Here is a 15796-nt window from a genome sequence, read left to right as displayed (position 1 = left end):
GCCGTCAGACCGCGCTCCCTCTTTATTTCGCCTGCAGTTGGCGCGCGTCCTGCACCTGCTGCACCGTCACCGGCGCCGCTTGGTTGCCCCAGCTTCCCCGCAGGTAGCTCATCAGATCGGCCGCCTGCCGATCGTTCAGCGCCCAGCCGTAAGCCGGCATGTCGAACGCCATCGCCTGTTGCGTGGTCGGCGTATGCGCCCCTTCCAGCACCACCCGCAGCGCGGTCAGCGGATTGTCCGCCGTCACCGTGGCGTTGCCCGCCAGCGCCGGAATGGCGAAGTCGGTGCCCTCGCCCTGGTTGCCGTGGCAGGTCGAGCAGTACATCGCATAGGTCGCCTTGCCGCCCGGATTATCCGCCTGCGCAGCAGATGAGGCAGGTTTGGCGGCGCTTTCCGGCGCCAGGCTGCGCAGGTACACCGCGATGGCGTTCAGATCGCCGTCGCTGAGGTACTGCGTACTGTGGGTCACCACCTCGCTCATCGGCCCGGCGACCGCCGCATGGCGGCTGCGGCCGGTTTTCAGCAGCGCCGTCACCTCTTCCGGCGGCATGCCGCGCAGATTGGAAGCGTACCAGCCGTCGAGTTCGGCGCCGCTCAGGAACACTGTTTCCTTGCCATCCAGCCCCTTCTCCTGCATCGCCCAGCCGCGCGGCGTGTGGCAGCTGCCGCAGTGGCCGGCACCCTGCACCAGGTAGGCGCCGCGGTTCCACTCGGCGCTCTGCTGCGGATCCGCCTGATACGGCTGGTCGTCGTGGAACAGCTGGTTCCACACCGCCAGCGGCCAGCGCATCGACAGCGGCCAACTAATGTCGCTGGCGCGGTTGGCGACGTTCTGCGCCGGCACCTCGTTCATCAGATAGTCATACAGCGCACGCATGTCTTCCGCGCTCATTTTGGCGTACGAGGTGTACGGCATCGCCGGGTAGAGCCGGTGGCCGTCTTTGGCTACCCCCTGGCGCATGGCGCGATCGAACTCCTCGAACGAATAGGCGCCGATGCCGTGCAGCTTGTCCGGCGTGATGTTGGTGGCGTAGATAGCCCCGAGCGGCGTCGGGAACTTCATGCCGCCCGCCAGTTCAGCGCCGCCCGGCGCGGTGTGGCAGGCGGTGCAGTCACCGGCTTTGGCGACGTATTCCCCGGCCGACATCGCCTGGGCCGAACCGCCGGCCGCCAGCAGGCTCAACAGGTACAGCGAACGCAGACTCATGCACCCTCCTTGGCGGCAACCTTGTCGTAGGCCAGTTCGTTAACCGCGCGCCACGCCTGGTCGATCGCCGAGTTAGCGTACGGGCTCCAGTCAGCATCGGAGTTGGCGATAACAATCTTGCCGATCGGCTGCCGCGCCGTTTCGATGATTTTCTTGGCTTCTTCTTCGTCGTCAAACAGCCCGTTGAGGAAGTAGGAGTAACCGTGCGACCAGCGGTTGACGGTGATCGCCTGAATATCGCGCTGATGATCGAAACCGGCCTCGCCCAGCATGCCCTGCAGCTGTTCGCGGATCATCTGCTCGTGTACCTCAAACGGCGTGCCCAGCAGCAGCGCGCGCCCTTTGCGCGACTGCTCACGCGGGCTGAGGCCGCTGCCCGGCAGCGTCGGTACATACACCATATGCAGGCCGATTGGCCGATCCGGATCGCGCGGATGCTGATAGCCGCCCATGCTCACCGGATAATCCAGCTTCACGCGGCTGTACGGTGCGGCCGGCGAGTAGATCTCGTGCACGCCCAGCTTGATGAACGGCTGCCAGTTGCGGATCACCACCTTGCTGTACACCAGCGGCGACTTGACGTTCTGCTTCAACGCCTCCTGCTGCTCGTGCGACATCTCCGGCACCAGATACGGGATCATCATGTTGTAGCCGGCCATCACCACCTGGCCCGCGCGCACCTTGGTCATCTTCTCGCCGGTCATATAGGTGACTTCCACCTTGTCGCCGACGTTGGCCGCGTGCAGCCCGGTGCTGTTCAAACGCAGCTTCACCGGCGACTCCGGCCGATCGAGCTGGCTGTAGTCGAATTTGGCCAGCACCACGTCGTCCATGTCCTTGCCGGCCGGCGCCACCGCCGGGATCAGCTTGCGCACCATCAGGCGCGCCAGCGTGGCGTTGCCGTCCGGGAAATGGAACACATAAGGATCGTCGAGATCCGCCTGCGACTCTTCGTCCAGCGGCGGCAGATTCATGCCGCCGAGGCCCGGCAGATCGCAGATGCGCGCATCGCTGCACGAGGTGCCGTCGATGCCCACCGCCTGGAAATCGTTGGTGGTCTGCTGGAAGTAGCGGATCGCCAGCTCGCTCAGCCCAACCTTCTCACGCAGGAACTGGGTGTAGCTGTGGGTGTCGAGCCATTCGACCTTCTGCTCCAGCGTCATCTCCGGCAGATAATCTTTCTCCACCGTATGCAGCGCGATCAGCGCCTGGCGGTCGCTTTCCGGCAGCGGGAAATCGCCGATGAACTCTGCGTAAGGCCGCCCGTTGAGGCGATCGCGCGGAATGTCGTCCGCCACCGTGCGGCCCGGATCGCCGCTCACCACCTTATCGACGCCGAAGTTTTTGCGATCGAAATAAACGCCGCGGCTCAGGTTCAGATCCGGATAGAAATTGGTGTCAAAAGCCTGCTCCAACCGATCGATATCGACGCCGATCTTGCGCAGCAGCCCCATCGCCACCGGGCTGAAGTTGGAGCGCGGCGACTGCAGCGATTCGCTGCCGCCGTAGCCGAGCAACATGCCGTCGTCGCTGTTGAATTCGTTGCGCTTGGCGTGGCCGCCGAAGTCGTCATGGTTGTCGATCAGCAGAATGCGCTGCTGCTCGCCCTTCAGCTGCTGCCAGAAACAGGCGGCCGCCAGGCCGCTGATGCCGGCGCCCACCACCACCAGATCGAACTCTTCAACGGCGGGCACGCTGCCGAAGTCAAAGGTTTTTCCGTCGCGCCCCAGTTGATGCGCATGCTCGAACGAGCCCGGATGGTTGCCCCGTAGCCCGGTCAGCGCCGGCGGGTAGTACAGGGTTTGATTGGCGGTTTGCGGTGACGCGCGCAGGATTTGCAGCGGCGTCAACCCGGCGGCGATGGTGATCGCCACCCCGTTGAGAAAATCGCGTCGGGTGATACCCATATAGGCTTCCTTTCAATTTTTCCCCGTCGCACGTCAAATTGCGGCGTTGCCGCCTGAAATGCATAGGGGAATATTATTATCATCGGCCGGCCGGGGCCGGCCCAAAGGCCGCGCTATTGTGCGGATAATTATTGTAAAATCAATGTTTGAACATCACATGACGAATGGCCGTGTAATCCTCCAGCCCGTACATCGACATATCCTTGCCGTAACCGGACAGTTTCTGGCCGCCGTGCGGCATCTCGCTCACCAGCATGAAGTGGGTGTTCACCCAGGTGCAGCCGTATTGCAGGCGGGCGCTTAAGCGATGCGCGCGGCCCACGTCGCGGGTCCACACGGACGAGGCCAACCCATAGTTGGATTCGTTCGCCCAGGCCAGCACCTGCTCTTCGTCGTCGAACGGCGTCACCGTCACCACCGGGCCGAACACTTCGCGCTGCACGATCTCATCTTCCTGGCGCGCGCCAGCCAGCAGCGTCGGCTGGAAATAGTAGCCCGGCCCCTTCACCTTCTCGCCGCCGGTCACTACCTGCACGTGCGGCAACGCTTTGGCTCGCTCGACGAAACCGGCGACCCGCTCCAGATGCTGGGCGGTAATCAACGGCCCCAGTTCGGTGCTCTCATCGTCCGGCGCGCCGATCTTCAGGCTAGCCACCGCCTCGCCCAGCCGCTTCACCAGCTCGGGATAAATGCTTTTCTGCGCGTAGATGCGGCAGGCGGCGGTGCAATCCTGGCCGGCGTTGTAGAACCCGAAGCCGCGAATGCCTTCTACCACCTGTTGCACATCGGCGTCGTCGAACACCAGCACCGGCGCCTTACCGCCCAGCTCCATATGGGTGCGCTTAATGCCGGCGGCGGTGTGGGCGATGATGTGCTCGCCGGTGGCGATCGACCCGGTCAGCGACACCATGCGCACCTTGTCATGCCCGGTCAGCCGATCGCCGACGCTGGCGCCGCGGCCGAACAGCACGTTGAGCACGCCCGGCGGGAACAACCCGGCGGCCAGTTCGGCCAGTTTGAAGGTGGTCAGCGGCGTTTGCTCCGAAGGCTTGATCACCACGCAGTTGCCCGCCGCCAACGCCGGTGCCAGTTTCCAGGCCGCCATCATCAGCGGATAGTTCCACGGCGCGATCGAGGCCACCACGCCGAGCGGATCGCGGCGGATCATCGAGGTGTGCCCGGCCAGATACTCGCCGGCCGCCATGCCGGTCAGGCAGCGGCTGGCACCGGCGAAGAAGCGAAACACGTCGGCCACCGCCGGCAGCTCGTCGTTCAGCACGCAGTGGTAAGGCTTGCCGCAGTTGAGCGACTCCAGCCTGGCGAAGGTCTCGGCATGCTCGTCGATCAGATCCGCCAGCTTGAGCAGATGCTCGGCGCGCTCTTTCGGCGTGGTTTGCCCCCAGTCGGCGAATGCGGCGTCTGCCGCCAGCACCGCGCGATCGACCTGCTCCGGGCTGGCCTCCGCCACCTGCGCGATCACTTCGCCAGTCGCCGGGTTATACACCGGCTGGGTCGCGCCCTGGCCATTCACCAGTTGGCCGTCAATCAACAGTTGGCTTTGCATAGGGTTATCCTTTTATCAGAGGTCGGGTAAGGAAATTATTTGCCGCTGCCGGCGACGCTTTCCCCACCTTTGGTCAGGTAGTAAGCGCCGAGGATCGGCAGCATGGTCAACAGCATCACCGACAGCGCCACCACGTTGGTGATCGGCACGTCGCGCGGGCGACCGAGCTGGTTCAACAGCCACAGCGGCAGCGTGCGCTCGTGGCCGGCGGTAAAGGTGGTCACGATGATTTCATCGAACGACAGCGCGAACGCCAGCATGCCGCCGGCCAGCAGCGCCGAGCCGAGGTTCGGCAGGATCACATAGCGGAAGGTTTGCCACCCGTCGGCGCCGAGGTCCATCGAAGCCTCGATCAGGCTGTATGAGGTGCGGCGGAACCGGGCGATGACGTTGTTGAACACGATCACCACGCAGAAAGTCGCATGGCCGACGACGATGGTCAGGATGCCCGGCTCGATGTTCAGCGCCTTGAACGCCGCCAGCAGCGCCAGGCCGGTGACGATCCCCGGCAGCGCGATCGGCAGCAGCAGCAGCAGCGAAATGCTGTCCTTGCCGAAGAAATCGCGCCGATAGAGCGCCGCCGCCGCCAGGGTGCCGAGCACCAGCGCGATGGCGGTCGCCAGGCAGGCGATCTGCGCCGACAGCAGCACCGCATCGATGATGTCCTGCCGCCCGGCGGCGACGTTAAACCAATGCAGCGTAAAGCCCTTCGGCGGGAAGCTGAAGGCTGCGTCCTCGGTGTTGAAGGCGTAGATGGCGATGATCGCCAACGGGAAATGCAGGAAGACAAGTCCGCCCCAGGCGGCCAGCTTCAGCCCTAAGGGCGCGCGTTCAGAGTGCATCGAAAGCCCCCAGACGTTTGACGATGGAAAGGTAGATGGCGATCAGGACGATCGGCACCAGCGTAAAGGCCGCGGCCATCGGCATATTGCCGATCGCGCCCTGCTGGGCGTACACCATGCTGCCGATGAAATAGCCCGGCGGCCCCACCAGTTGCGGCACGATAAAGTCGCCCAGCGTCAGCGAGAAGGTGAAGATCGACCCGGCGGCGATGCCCGGTACCGCCAGCGGCAAAATGACGTGACGGAAGGTCTGTGCCGGCCGGGCGCCCAAATCCGCCGAGGCATGCAGCAGCGAGGGCGGCAGGCGCTCCAGCGCCGCCTGGATCGGCAGGATCATGAACGGCAGCCAGATATAGACGAACACCAGAAAACGCCCCAGGCCCGAGGTCGACAGCGTGTTGCCGCCGACGCCGGGCACCGTCAGCAGCGAAGCCAACAGCGGCTCCAGCCCCAGGTGCTGCAGGAACCACTGCGCCACGCCGTCTTTCGCCAACAGCAGAGTCCAGGCATAGGCTTTGACGATATAGCTGGCCCACATCGGCATCATCACCGCGATGTAAAAGAACGCTTTGACGCGGCCGCTGGTGTAGCGCGCCATGTAATAGGCGATCGGGAACGCCAGCGCCGCGCTGGCCAGCGACACCAGCACCGCCATGGTCAGCGTGCGCAGGATGATGTCGTAGTTGGCCGGGTTGAACAGCGCCGCCAGGTTGGCGAAAGTCAGATCCGGCGTCACCGCCATGGTGAAATCGTCGAAGGTGTAAAAACCCTGCCACAGCAGCGTCAGCAGCGAACCGAGGTACACCGCGCCAAACCACAGCAGCGGCGGCACCAGCAACAGCAGCAGGTACAACGTCGGCCGGCGATAAAGCCAGGTCGACAGCGCGCGCACGCTACCGCCGCGCGCCGAGGGGGAATCGATGCTCATGTCCATCTCACCTCTCCTCCAGCAGCGGCACCATCGCCGCGCGCGGCCAGCAGGCGACAATCGGCTGGCCGATCTGCCGCTGTTGCCCTGCGGCGATCCACTGCGGATTGGCCTGGCTGACCAGCAGCTTTTCGCCGCCGTTCAGCGCGATCTCATACCGCGTGGCCGCGCCCTGGTAATGGATTTCCTGCAGCGTGCCCTGCACCTGGATCTCGTCCTGCGCCGCGCCGCCTTGCTCCAGCAGGCGGATATGTTCCGGCCGGATCGAGAAGGTCCGGCTTTCGCCGAGCAGACGCTGCGCCAGCTCGCTGCGCACCACGTTGGAGGTGCCGACGAACTCGGCGACGAACGGCGTCTTCGGCCGCATGTAAAGCTCGCGCGGCGTATCCACCTGTTCGATGCGGCCGTTATTGAACACCGCCACCCGATCGGACATCGACAGCGCTTCGCTTTGATCGTGGGTGACGAAGATAAAGGTGATGCCCAGCTGGCGCTGCAGCTTCTTCAGCTCGCCCTGCATCTGCTCGCGCAGCTTGAGATCCAGCGCGCCGAGCGGTTCGTCCAGCAGCAGCACCCGCGGTCGATTGACCAGCGCGCGCGCCAACGCCACGCGCTGCCGCTGGCCGCCCGACAGGTGCGCCGGCTTGCGTTCGGCGACGAAACCGAGCGCCACGCTCTCCAGCGCCTCTTGCGCCCGCGCCAGCCGCTCGCGTTTGGCGACGCCCTTCACCATCAGGCCGTAGGCGACGTTTTCCAGCACCGACATGTGCGGGAACAGCGCATAATCCTGAAACACGGTGTTCACGTCGCGCTGGTACGGCGGCAGGTTGGCGGCTTCCTGGCCGTGGATGCGAATCGAGCCGGAAGTGAGCTGTTCAAAGCCGGCGATCAGGCGCAGGCAGGTGGTTTTGCCCGAGCCGGACGGCCCGAGCATGGAGAAGAATTCCCCGTCCTGAATGTCGATGGATACCCGATCCACGGCGCGAACATCGCCGAAAGTCCGCGAAACATCGATGAATTGCACGGCAATGGTCATTTTCTGTGCTCCATACTGATGTAAATCGGGCGCAGCGGGCTGCGCCCCGCGGCTTAGCGGCCGCCCATGATGGCGATGTAATCCTGGGTCCAGCGGCTGTACGGCACGAACTTGCCGCCCTGCGCCTGCGGCGTTTTCCAGAAGGCGATTTTGTCGAACTGGTTAAAGCCGTTGGTTTCGCAGCCCTTCTCACCCAGCAGCGCGCTGGCCTTGCAGCCCGCCGGCGAAGCCGGCACCGAACCGAACCAGGCCGCCACGTCGCCCTGCACCTTCGGCTCCAGAGACCAGTTCATCCACTGGTAGGCGCAACTCGGGTGTTTGGCGTCGGCATGCAGCATGGTGGTGTCCGCCCAGCCGGTCACGCCCTCTTTCGGGAACACGGTGGCGATCGGCTGTCCTTCACCCTTCAGGGCGTTGGCCTGGTACGGCCAGGCGCTGGAGGCCACTACGCCTTCGTTTTTAAAGTCGCTCATCTGCACCGAGGTGTCGTGCCAGTAGCGGTGGATCAGCGCGTGCTGGCTACGCAGTAACTTCAGCGCCGCCTGGTACTGCTCCTCGTTGAGCTGGTAAGGATCGCTGATGCCGAGCTGCGGCTGGGTAGCCTTCAGGAACAGCGCCGCGTCGGCGATGTAGATCGGGCCGTCGTAGGCCTGTACCCGCCCCTGGTTGCTCTTGCCGTCCGGCAGGTTCTGCTGCTGGAAGATCACCGCCCAGCTGTCCGGCGGCGTCGGGAAGGTTTTGGTGTTGTACATCAGCAGGTTCGGCCCCCACTGGTACGGCGTGCCGTAGGTTTTGCCGTCCACGGTGTACCAGGCGCCGTTCAGCAAGCGCGGATCGATGTTCTTCCAGTTCGGGATCAGCGCGGTGTTGATCGGCTGCACCCGCTTGCCGAAGATCAGACGCAGCGAGGCGTCGCCGGAGGCGGTCACCAGATCGTAGCCACCCTTGGCCATCAGGCTGACCATTTCATCGGAGGTGGCGGCGGTCTTCACGTTCACCGCGCAGCCGGTTTGCTTTTCAAACTGGGTGACCCAGTCGTAATTTTTGTCGGACTGGCCGCGTTCGATGTAGCCGGGCCAGGCGATGATATCCAGCCGGCCTTCGCCTTTGCCCAGCGACTGCGGCAGATCGGCCGCCTGGGCCAGGCCGCACAGCACGGTGAGGCAGAGCGCGGAGACGGTGGTGGTGACTGCGGTAGTTTTTCCCATCGTAATTACCCCTGTGTTGCTTATCGGTGTGCGGCAGGGAACGGCTGCCGCCTGATTTTTCTTGATATAACCGTTAGAAGCTGGCTTTGAACTTCGCCATAACGTGCCTGACAACGCTGTAATCCTGCAGCGAATCGCTGGACAGATCCTTGCCGTAGCCGGAGCGTTTCAGGCCGCCGTGCGGCATCTCGCTCGCCAAGGTGAAATGGGTATTGATCCAGGTGCTGCCGTACTGCAGATGGGCGGCGATGTGCAGCGCCCGGTCGATATTTTGCGTCCACACCGACGAAGCCAGCCCGTATTCCGAGTCGTTGGCCCACTCGACCGCCTGCTCCAGGTGCTCGAAGCGCGTGACGCTGACCACCGGGCCGAACACCTCGCGCTGCACGATTTCGTCGCTTTGCAGGCAACCCGCCAGCAGGGTCGGCTGGTAGTAGAACCCCGGCCCGGAGTGGGCCGCGGCGCCGGTGATCAATTCGATATGCGGTTGGCTGAGCGCCCGCTCGACAAAGCTGGCGACGCGATCGCGCTGGCGGCTACTTATCAACGGGCCGATCTCGTTGTCCTGATCGCGCTTGCGGGCGAAGCGCAGGCTGGCGACCGCCTCGCCCAGCGCGTCCACCAGTTTGGGATAGATGCCGGCCTGCGCGTAGATGCGGCAGGCGGCGGTGCAGTCCTGGCCGGCGTTGTAATAGCCGTAGGTGCGAATGCCGTTGACCACTTCGTCGAGATCGGCGTCGTCGCAGACGATCACCGGCGCCTTGCCCCCCAGTTCCAGGTGGGTGCGCTTGACGCTTTTGGCCGCCGCCTGAAGAATTTTTTGCCCGGTGACGATATCGCCGGTGACCGACACCAGCCGCACCTGCGGGTGCCCTACCAGCTGGCTGCCGACCCCTTCACCGCCGCCGTAGACAATGTTCAGCACGCCCGGCGGCAGGATCTCCTGCAACGCCGGCACCAGCGCCAGAATGGTCAGCGGCGTATGTTCGGAGGGTTTAAACACCACGGTATTGCCCGCCGCCAACGCCGGCGCGATCTTCCACGCCGCCATCATCAGCGGATAGTTCCAGGGGGCGATCGAGGCCACCACGCCGACCGGATCGCGGCGGATCATCGAGGTGTGTCCCGGCACATACTCGCCGGCCAGCTGCCCTTGCTGCGTGCGGACCGCGCCGGCGAAGAAGCGGAACACGTCGACCGCCGCCGGCAGATCGTCATTGAGCGCCTGATGCAGCGGTTTGCCGCAGTTGAGGGCTTCCAGCTGCGCCAGCTGCGGTGCCTGCCGCTCGATGGCGTCGGCGATGCGCAGCAATAAGGCGGCGCGCTGGCCTGGCGTGGTGCGCGACCAGTGGCCGAACGCCTGCTGCGCGGCTTTCACCGCGCTGCTGACCTGCGCCGCAGAGGCTTCGGTCAGGGCGATCAGCGTCTCGCCGTTGGCCGGATTGACAATGCACTCCTGCTGGCCTTCGCCGTCGATAAGCTGACCGTTAATGAACTGCTGACAGGACAAACCCGAGAGAACCTGCACATCTGCCATCGCCTGACGCCCCTAAGTGACAAAAACGTTAACCAAATGTGAATAAGTTAGTTTTAATCAGCCTAAGCGAGCCTCTAGCGGGCAACAAATTCTAAATACTGAACGCCGCGTTCGATTAAATCGAATGCTTAAGTCCGGCGGCGTGCTTGCTGCCGTTCTCGCGCGCAATGGTCAGGAACGGCGTCACCAGCTCCGGCCGCGCGCTGCCGCGCCGCCACGCCAGCCCGATATCCAGCGGCTCCAGCAGATCGTCCAGCTTGCGCGCCTCGATCATGTTGCCCTCCAGCGACCAGGCGCGATACGCCATGTCCGGCTGGATAGACACCCCCATCCCCGCCGCCACCAGGCTGCGCACCGCCTCGGTCGAGGCGGTTTTCATGGCGATCTCCGGCTTCAGCCCGGCGCGCGACCAGATACGCCGCGCGTGCACGTCCATTTCATCGGCGTTGAGCTGGATCAGCGGCTGTTTGGCCACGTCCGCCAGGCTAATGCTCTCGTGATCCAGCAGCGGGTGCAGCGGCGGCAGCCACAGGCGATACGGCGAGTGCATCAGCACCTCGGTCTGCAGCGCATCGCGGTCTTCGATGTTCGACAGGATCAGCACGCCGATGTCGATCTCGCCGCTGACCAGCAGATGCTCGATATACGGGCGCTCGTCTTCAACCACCTGCACGGTGACGTTGGGATAGGCCGATTTAAAGCGCGTGAGCAGTTCCACCAGGAAGTAACCGGCCACCAGGCTGGTGACGCCAACAGTCAGCTTGCCGGTCAGGCTCTCGGTGCCTATCTGCAGGCTGCGCTTGGCGTTGTCCACCGTCGCCAGGATCAGATACGACTGGCGCAAGAACTGGTGCCCCTGATGGGTCAGCGTCATGCCCTTGGCGTGGCGATCGAACAGCCGCACGCCGATCTCGGTTTCCAGCTGCTGGATCGCCAGCGTCAGCGAAGACTGGGAGACAAACACCGCCTGGGCGCCGGCGGAGATCGACCCGGTTTCCGCCACGGCGATAAAGTGGCGAATTTGGCGTAACGTCATCATGGGGGTGATTCCTCAAGCAAAAACATTGCGTTGAGTGTAGACACAGGCCGTGAAGCGATCGGGAAAAGTATCAAAAACGCGATAGCGTTCGCTTTTTTAGAATGCCGACAGGCAAAAATGGGGGAAACAATGAGGCGAAGAAGTGCGATGTGCGGGGAACAGAAATGACAAGGGCGCAGCATGCTGCGCCCTGATGGCCGAGGACCCTTGCGAGGATCAGATCGCTTCTTCGTCCTGCTCGCCGGTACGGATGCGCACCACGCGTGCCACGTCGAAGACGAAGATTTTGCCGTCGCCGATCTTGCCGGTCTGCGCGGTTTGCATGATGGTTTCCACGCAGGTGTCGACGATGTCGTCGGCAACCACGATCTCGATCTTCACCTTAGGCAGAAAATCGACCATGTATTCGGCGCCGCGGTACAGCTCGGTGTGGCCCTTTTGGCGGCCGAAGCCTTTGACTTCGGTGACCGTCATGCCGGTGATGCCCACTTCGGCCAGCGCTTCGCGGACGTCATCCAGTTTGAACGGCTTGATAATCGCGTCGATCTTTTTCATCTTCTTTCCTTTTACCAATTTTTGCGGCCAAAACCGGATGTGATGGGGTAGCGGCGGTCTTTGCCGAAGTTACGGGCGGTGATGCGCGGCCCGACGGCGGCCTGACGCCGCTTGTATTCGTTGATGTCCACCAGGCGGATCACCTTGCGCACGATCGCTTCGTCGAACCCTTCGGCCACCAGATCGGCGACCGACTTGTCGCGCTCGACGTAACCTTCCAGGATCGCATCCAGGATATCGTACGGCGGCAGGCTGTCCTGATCGACCTGATCCGGCGCCAGCTCGGCGGACGGCGGACGATCGATCACCCGCTGCGGGATCACGTAGGAGACGGTGTTACGGTATTCAGACAGCTTGAACACCAGAGTTTTCGGCACGTCTTTCAGCACGTCGAAACCGCCGGCCATATCGCCGTACAGCGTGGCGTAACCCACCGCCATTTCGCTTTTGTTGCCGGTGGTCAGCACGATGCTGCGGCGTTTGTTGGACAGCGCCATCAGCACCACTCCACGGCAACGCGCCTGCAGGTTCTCTTCGGTGGTGTCGCGCTCGGTGCCGGCGAACATCGGCGACAGCTGGCCCATAAAGGCATCGAACATCGGCTCGATGGAGACGATATCGAACTCCACGCCAAGGATTTCCGCCTCTTCTTTGGCGTCGGCGATGCTGATATCCGCGGTATAGCGGAACGGCATCATCAGCGCCTGCACCTTGTCTTTGCCCAGCGCATCCACGGCGATCGCCAGCGTCAGCGCCGAGTCGATGCCGCCGGACAGGCCCAGCACCGCGCCTTTAAAGCCGTTTTTGGTCACGTAGTCGCGCACCGCCAGCACCAGCGCCTGGTACACCTGCGCCAGCTGCGGCAGCTCAGCGGCCGGATCGGCCATCGGCACCACGGCCAGATCGTTGAATTCCAGGCGGGTCACCTGCTCGTCGAAGGCCGCCAGACGGTGAGTCATGGTGCCGGCGGCGTCGAAGACCTTGGAGCAGCCGTCGAAGATCAGCTCATCCTGGCCGCCGACCTGGTTGAGGTACACTAGCGGCAGCTGAGTGCGCTGGCAGTGGCCGGCCATCAGCGTTTTGCGGATATACGGCTTTTCGCGGTTATACGGCGAGGCGTTGATCGACAGGATAATCTCCGCACCGGCCGCCTTGGCGGCGTCGATCGGCTCAGGGAACCACAGATCTTCGCAGATCAGCAGCCCCAGACGGTACCCTTTCAGCTCCACCACGCAGGTGTCGTTGCCGGCGTGGAAATAGCGCTTCTCATCGAACACGCCGTAGTTCGGCAACTGCTGCTTGAAGTAGCGGGTCAGCAGGCGGCCCTCGGCGAACAGCGACAGCGCGTTGTACAGCTTGTCGCCTTCGCGCCACGGGTGGCCGACCAGGATCGCCGTCTCGGCGGAGGCCTGCTGCAGACGCAGCAGCTGCGCATCGCAGCGCTGGTAGAAGTCATTGCGATACAGCAGATCTTCCGGCGGATAACCGGACAGCGCCAGTTCGGTGAACATGACCAGATCGGCTCCCGCCTTCTGCTGCTCCTGCACGATTTGCAACATGCGTTCGGTGTTGCCTTCAATGTCGCCGACCAGCAGGTTCAACTGGGCCAGGGCGATGGAAAGTGATCTGCTCATTTGTGTACGATCCCGCTTAATACGTTCCATGGTGCTCTACGCCGGGACATGCCGCGGCAAAGAGAACGGAGTGTAAATCATTCCGCCGGATTTGTTGAGAACCTGCATGGCAGGCACCGGCGGAACACTGTCATTCTTTAAAATCGTTGGCGTCCAGCTCGTGGCGCGACAGCAATTTGTAAAACTCGGTGCGGTTGCGGCCCGCCATGCGCGCGGCCTGTGTCACGTTGCCCTTGGTGATCTGCAGCAGCTTGCGCAGATAGTGCAACTCGAACTGGTTGCGCGCTTCGGCAAAGGTCGGCAGCGCGGTGTTTTCCCCTTCCAGCGCCTGTTCCACCAGCGCTTCACTGATCACCGGCGCCGAGGTCAGCGCCACGCACTGTTCGATAACGTTGACCAGTTGACGCACATTGCCCGGCCAGCTGGCGGTCATCAGCCGTTTCATGGCGTCGGTCGAGAAACTGCGCACGAACGGCTTGTGCCGCTGAGCCGCTTCGCGTAACAGGTGGTTGGCCAGCAGCGGAATGTCTTCGGCCCGCTCGTTGAGCGCCGGGATCTTCAGGTTCACCACGTTGAGGCGGTAGTAAAGGTCTTCGCGGAACTCGTTCTTCGCCATCGCCTTTTGCAGATCGCGGTGGGTGGCGGAGATGATGCGCACGTCGATGTCCAGATCGCGGTTGCTGCCCAGCGGCCGCACCTTGCGCTCCTGCAGCACGCGCAGCAGCTTCACCTGCAGCGACAGCGGCATATCGCCGATCTCGTCGAGGAACAGCGTGCCGCCCGCCGCCGCCTGGAACAGCCCTTCACGGCTGCTGACCGCGCCGGTGAAGGCACCCTTGGCGTGGCCGAACAGTTCGGATTCCAGCAGCTGCTCCGGCAACGCGCCGCAGTTGATGGCGATGAACGCCTTGCCGGCGCGCGGGCTGGCGCGGTGGATTGCCTGCGCCAACACCTCTTTGCCGGTGCCGCTCTGGCCGTTGATCAGTACGCTGACGTCGGACTGCGCCACCATATTCACCTGCTCCAGCAGGCGCAGCATCAACGGGCTGCGGGTGACGATGTCTTCGCGCCAGGCGTCGTCACCGGCCGGTGCCGACAGCGACAGCGCTTCATCGATAGCCTTGTACAGCGCATCGCGATCCACCGGCTTGGTGAGGAAGCTGAACACCCCCTGCTGAGTCGCGGCCACCGCATCGGGAATCGAGCCGTGCGCGGTGAGTATGATCACCGGCATGCCCGGCTGATGTTTCTGGATCTCGGCGAACAGCGCCATGCCGTCCATCTCGTCCATGCGCAGATCGCTGATCACCAGATCGATCTGCTCGCGCGCCAACAGGCGCAGCGCTTCCTGGCCGCTTTCGGCGGTGGTGACGTGAAAACCTTCGCTGGTCAGGCGCATGCCCAACAGCTTCAGCAGGCTGGGATCGTCGTCAACCAATAACAGGTTGGCCGGTTTGCGTGCGGTCATTGCGCGTGGGACTCCTTATTGGCGGGGTGCGGCGTATAGGTGTCTTCCGGTTCAACCGGCAGCGCGGTGCCCTTTTCCGGTTCGTCCTGCGACTCGGCGCCTTTGGCGGCCGCGCCATTTTTACCGGCGGCCTCGCCCTTTTGCGAGCCTGCACCATTTTCCGGGATTTCGCCTTGCAGCTGCTTGCGCGACGAGAGCTGACGCTCGATGTCGGTCAGGTTTTCCAGCTTGCGCGAGGTGTCCTGCAGCTGCGCTTGCAAGCGCGCTTGGTTCTGACGCAGCGAATCGATCTGGCTGTCACTGCTTTCCTGCAGATGCTGATAGCGCGCTTTTTCATCGAACAGCGTGATCTGCAGCATTTGCTGCTGGCGCCACAGCTGCGTCAGCGGACGCAGCGAACCGGGGAATTCCATGCGGTAGCTATTGATCCGATCGATTATCTGGCGGCGTTCACCGGAGGTCGGCTGTGCGCTTCCCAGCAGGATGCTCTGCTTGAAAACGCCGAACCAGCTGTCGCCAGGCACCGTTTTCGCCAGCGCGCGCGCCTGAGTCGAGCCGATGCGATCGGCGCAATCCATCGCGCGCAGCCAGTAGAGCGAGTTATCCAACGCGTCCTTATCGTCCAATTGCCACAGGGTATCGCAGGCCGCAGTACGGTAATCGATCACCTTGGTATCCGGGATCGCCTCTTGCTGCTGAGGATTCAGGCCGCCGCTGACGGCGCGATCGACACAGCCCGCCAGCAACAGCGGCATAAAGAAAACGGCGCCCAACCAGCTGATCGGGCGTTTGCCGAGCGGCGCTCTGTGCGTGGCACGCGGTGAACGTTCGGTCTGTGAAAGACGAAGGCGTTTAGACCATGTGTACATTA

General features: G+C 63.4%; 13 protein-coding genes. All 13 read right to left on the bottom strand.

What is annotated here, in order from left to right:
- Positions 1-22: 22 nt before the first annotated feature.
- Positions 23-1207 carry a c-type cytochrome gene (locus AC6BYQ_RS15140; protein WP_498057124.1) on the bottom strand — a complete coding sequence of 395 codons (1185 nt, stop codon included), beginning with the start codon at positions 1205-1207 and terminating at the stop codon, positions 23-25.
- A complete protein-coding gene (locus tag AC6BYQ_RS15135) occupies positions 1204-3114 on the bottom strand; it encodes an NAD(P)-binding protein (RefSeq protein WP_498057123.1) in 1911 nt (636 codons plus the stop codon). The genes AC6BYQ_RS15140 and AC6BYQ_RS15135 overlap by 4 nt, the downstream gene beginning before the upstream one ends.
- Positions 3115-3253: 139 nt before the next feature.
- On the bottom strand, positions 3254-4678 hold the full coding sequence (gene patD / locus AC6BYQ_RS15130; protein WP_498057122.1) for an aminobutyraldehyde dehydrogenase: 1425 nt from the start codon (positions 4676-4678) through the stop codon (positions 3254-3256).
- Positions 4679-4713: 35 nt separating this feature from the next.
- Positions 4714-5520, bottom strand: a complete 807-nt coding sequence (locus AC6BYQ_RS15125) for an ABC transporter permease (RefSeq protein WP_016929774.1) — start codon at positions 5518-5520, stop codon at positions 4714-4716.
- Entirely contained in the window at positions 5510-6454 is a 945-nt protein-coding gene (locus AC6BYQ_RS15120; RefSeq protein ID WP_019452337.1) for an ABC transporter permease, read from the bottom strand. The genes AC6BYQ_RS15125 and AC6BYQ_RS15120 overlap by 11 nt, the downstream gene beginning before the upstream one ends.
- 1 nt (position 6455) lies before the next feature.
- Positions 6456-7484: an ABC transporter ATP-binding protein gene (locus AC6BYQ_RS15115; RefSeq protein WP_019452336.1), complete on the bottom strand. Its 1029-nt coding sequence runs from the start codon at positions 7482-7484 to the stop codon at positions 6456-6458.
- Positions 7485-7537: 53 nt separating this feature from the next.
- Positions 7538-8692: a putative ABC transporter substrate-binding protein YdcS gene (gene ydcS, locus AC6BYQ_RS15110; protein WP_019452335.1), complete on the bottom strand. Its 1155-nt coding sequence runs from the start codon at positions 8690-8692 to the stop codon at positions 7538-7540.
- Positions 8693-8765: 73 nt separating this feature from the next.
- Positions 8766-10229: a gamma-aminobutyraldehyde dehydrogenase gene (locus AC6BYQ_RS15105; protein WP_498057121.1), complete on the bottom strand. Its 1464-nt coding sequence runs from the start codon at positions 10227-10229 to the stop codon at positions 8766-8768.
- A 115-nt stretch (positions 10230-10344) separates the two neighbouring features.
- Entirely contained in the window at positions 10345-11268 is a 924-nt protein-coding gene (locus AC6BYQ_RS15100; protein WP_074055553.1) for a LysR substrate-binding domain-containing protein, read from the bottom strand.
- A gap of 216 nt (positions 11269-11484) precedes the next feature.
- Positions 11485-11823, bottom strand: a complete 339-nt coding sequence (glnB, locus tag AC6BYQ_RS15095) for a nitrogen regulatory protein P-II (protein ID WP_004847623.1) — start codon at positions 11821-11823, stop codon at positions 11485-11487.
- An 11-nt stretch (positions 11824-11834) separates the two neighbouring features.
- Entirely contained in the window at positions 11835-13457 is a 1623-nt protein-coding gene (locus AC6BYQ_RS15090) for an NAD+ synthase (protein WP_019452332.1), read from the bottom strand.
- Positions 13458-13587: 130 nt separating this feature from the next.
- Positions 13588-14925, bottom strand: a complete 1338-nt coding sequence (gene glrR / locus AC6BYQ_RS15085) for a two-component system response regulator GlrR (protein WP_019452331.1) — start codon at positions 14923-14925, stop codon at positions 13588-13590.
- Positions 14922-15794 (bottom strand): two-component system QseEF-associated lipoprotein QseG, encoded by an 873-nt coding sequence (qseG, locus tag AC6BYQ_RS15080; RefSeq protein WP_498057120.1) that lies wholly within the window; start codon positions 15792-15794, stop codon positions 14922-14924. Before qseG ends, glrR begins: the two co-directional genes overlap by 4 nt.
- Between the last annotated feature and the right edge of the window lie 2 nt (positions 15795-15796).

The sequence above is a fragment of the Serratia sp. LTN-2 genome (assembly GCF_059740205.1).
The sequence above is the reverse complement of the archived record's forward strand: the minus strand, read 5'-3'. Positions and strand labels throughout refer to the sequence as shown.

What these genes read in the sequence shown, in the direction of transcription:
- AC6BYQ_RS15125 (WP_016929774.1), bottom strand. Translation starts at nt 5,520, where the DNA reads ATGCACTCTGAACGCGCGCCCTTAGGGCTGAAGCTGGCCGCCTGGGGC.
- glnB (WP_004847623.1), bottom strand. Translation starts at nt 11,823, where the DNA reads ATGAAAAAGATCGACGCGATTATCAAGCCGTTCAAACTGGATGACGTC.
- AC6BYQ_RS15140 (WP_498057124.1), bottom strand. Translation starts at nt 1,207, where the DNA reads ATGAGTCTGCGTTCGCTGTACCTGTTGAGCCTGCTGGCGGCCGGCGGT.
- AC6BYQ_RS15105 (WP_498057121.1), bottom strand. Translation starts at nt 10,229, where the DNA reads ATGGCAGATGTGCAGGTTCTCTCGGGTTTGTCCTGTCAGCAGTTCATT.
- AC6BYQ_RS15090 (WP_019452332.1), bottom strand. Translation starts at nt 13,457, where the DNA reads ATGAGCAGATCACTTTCCATCGCCCTGGCCCAGTTGAACCTGCTGGTC.
- AC6BYQ_RS15120 (WP_019452337.1), bottom strand. Translation starts at nt 6,454, where the DNA reads ATGGACATGAGCATCGATTCCCCCTCGGCGCGCGGCGGTAGCGTGCGC.
- qseG (WP_498057120.1), bottom strand. Translation starts at nt 15,794, where the DNA reads ATGTACACATGGTCTAAACGCCTTCGTCTTTCACAGACCGAACGTTCA.
- AC6BYQ_RS15100 (WP_074055553.1), bottom strand. Translation starts at nt 11,268, where the DNA reads ATGATGACGTTACGCCAAATTCGCCACTTTATCGCCGTGGCGGAAACC.
- AC6BYQ_RS15135 (WP_498057123.1), bottom strand. Translation starts at nt 3,114, where the DNA reads ATGGGTATCACCCGACGCGATTTTCTCAACGGGGTGGCGATCACCATC.
- glrR (WP_019452331.1), bottom strand. Translation starts at nt 14,925, where the DNA reads ATGACCGCACGCAAACCGGCCAACCTGTTATTGGTTGACGACGATCCC.
- AC6BYQ_RS15115 (WP_019452336.1), bottom strand. Translation starts at nt 7,484, where the DNA reads ATGACCATTGCCGTGCAATTCATCGATGTTTCGCGGACTTTCGGCGAT.
- patD (WP_498057122.1), bottom strand. Translation starts at nt 4,678, where the DNA reads ATGCAAAGCCAACTGTTGATTGACGGCCAACTGGTGAATGGCCAGGGC.
- ydcS (WP_019452335.1), bottom strand. Translation starts at nt 8,692, where the DNA reads ATGGGAAAAACTACCGCAGTCACCACCACCGTCTCCGCGCTCTGCCTC.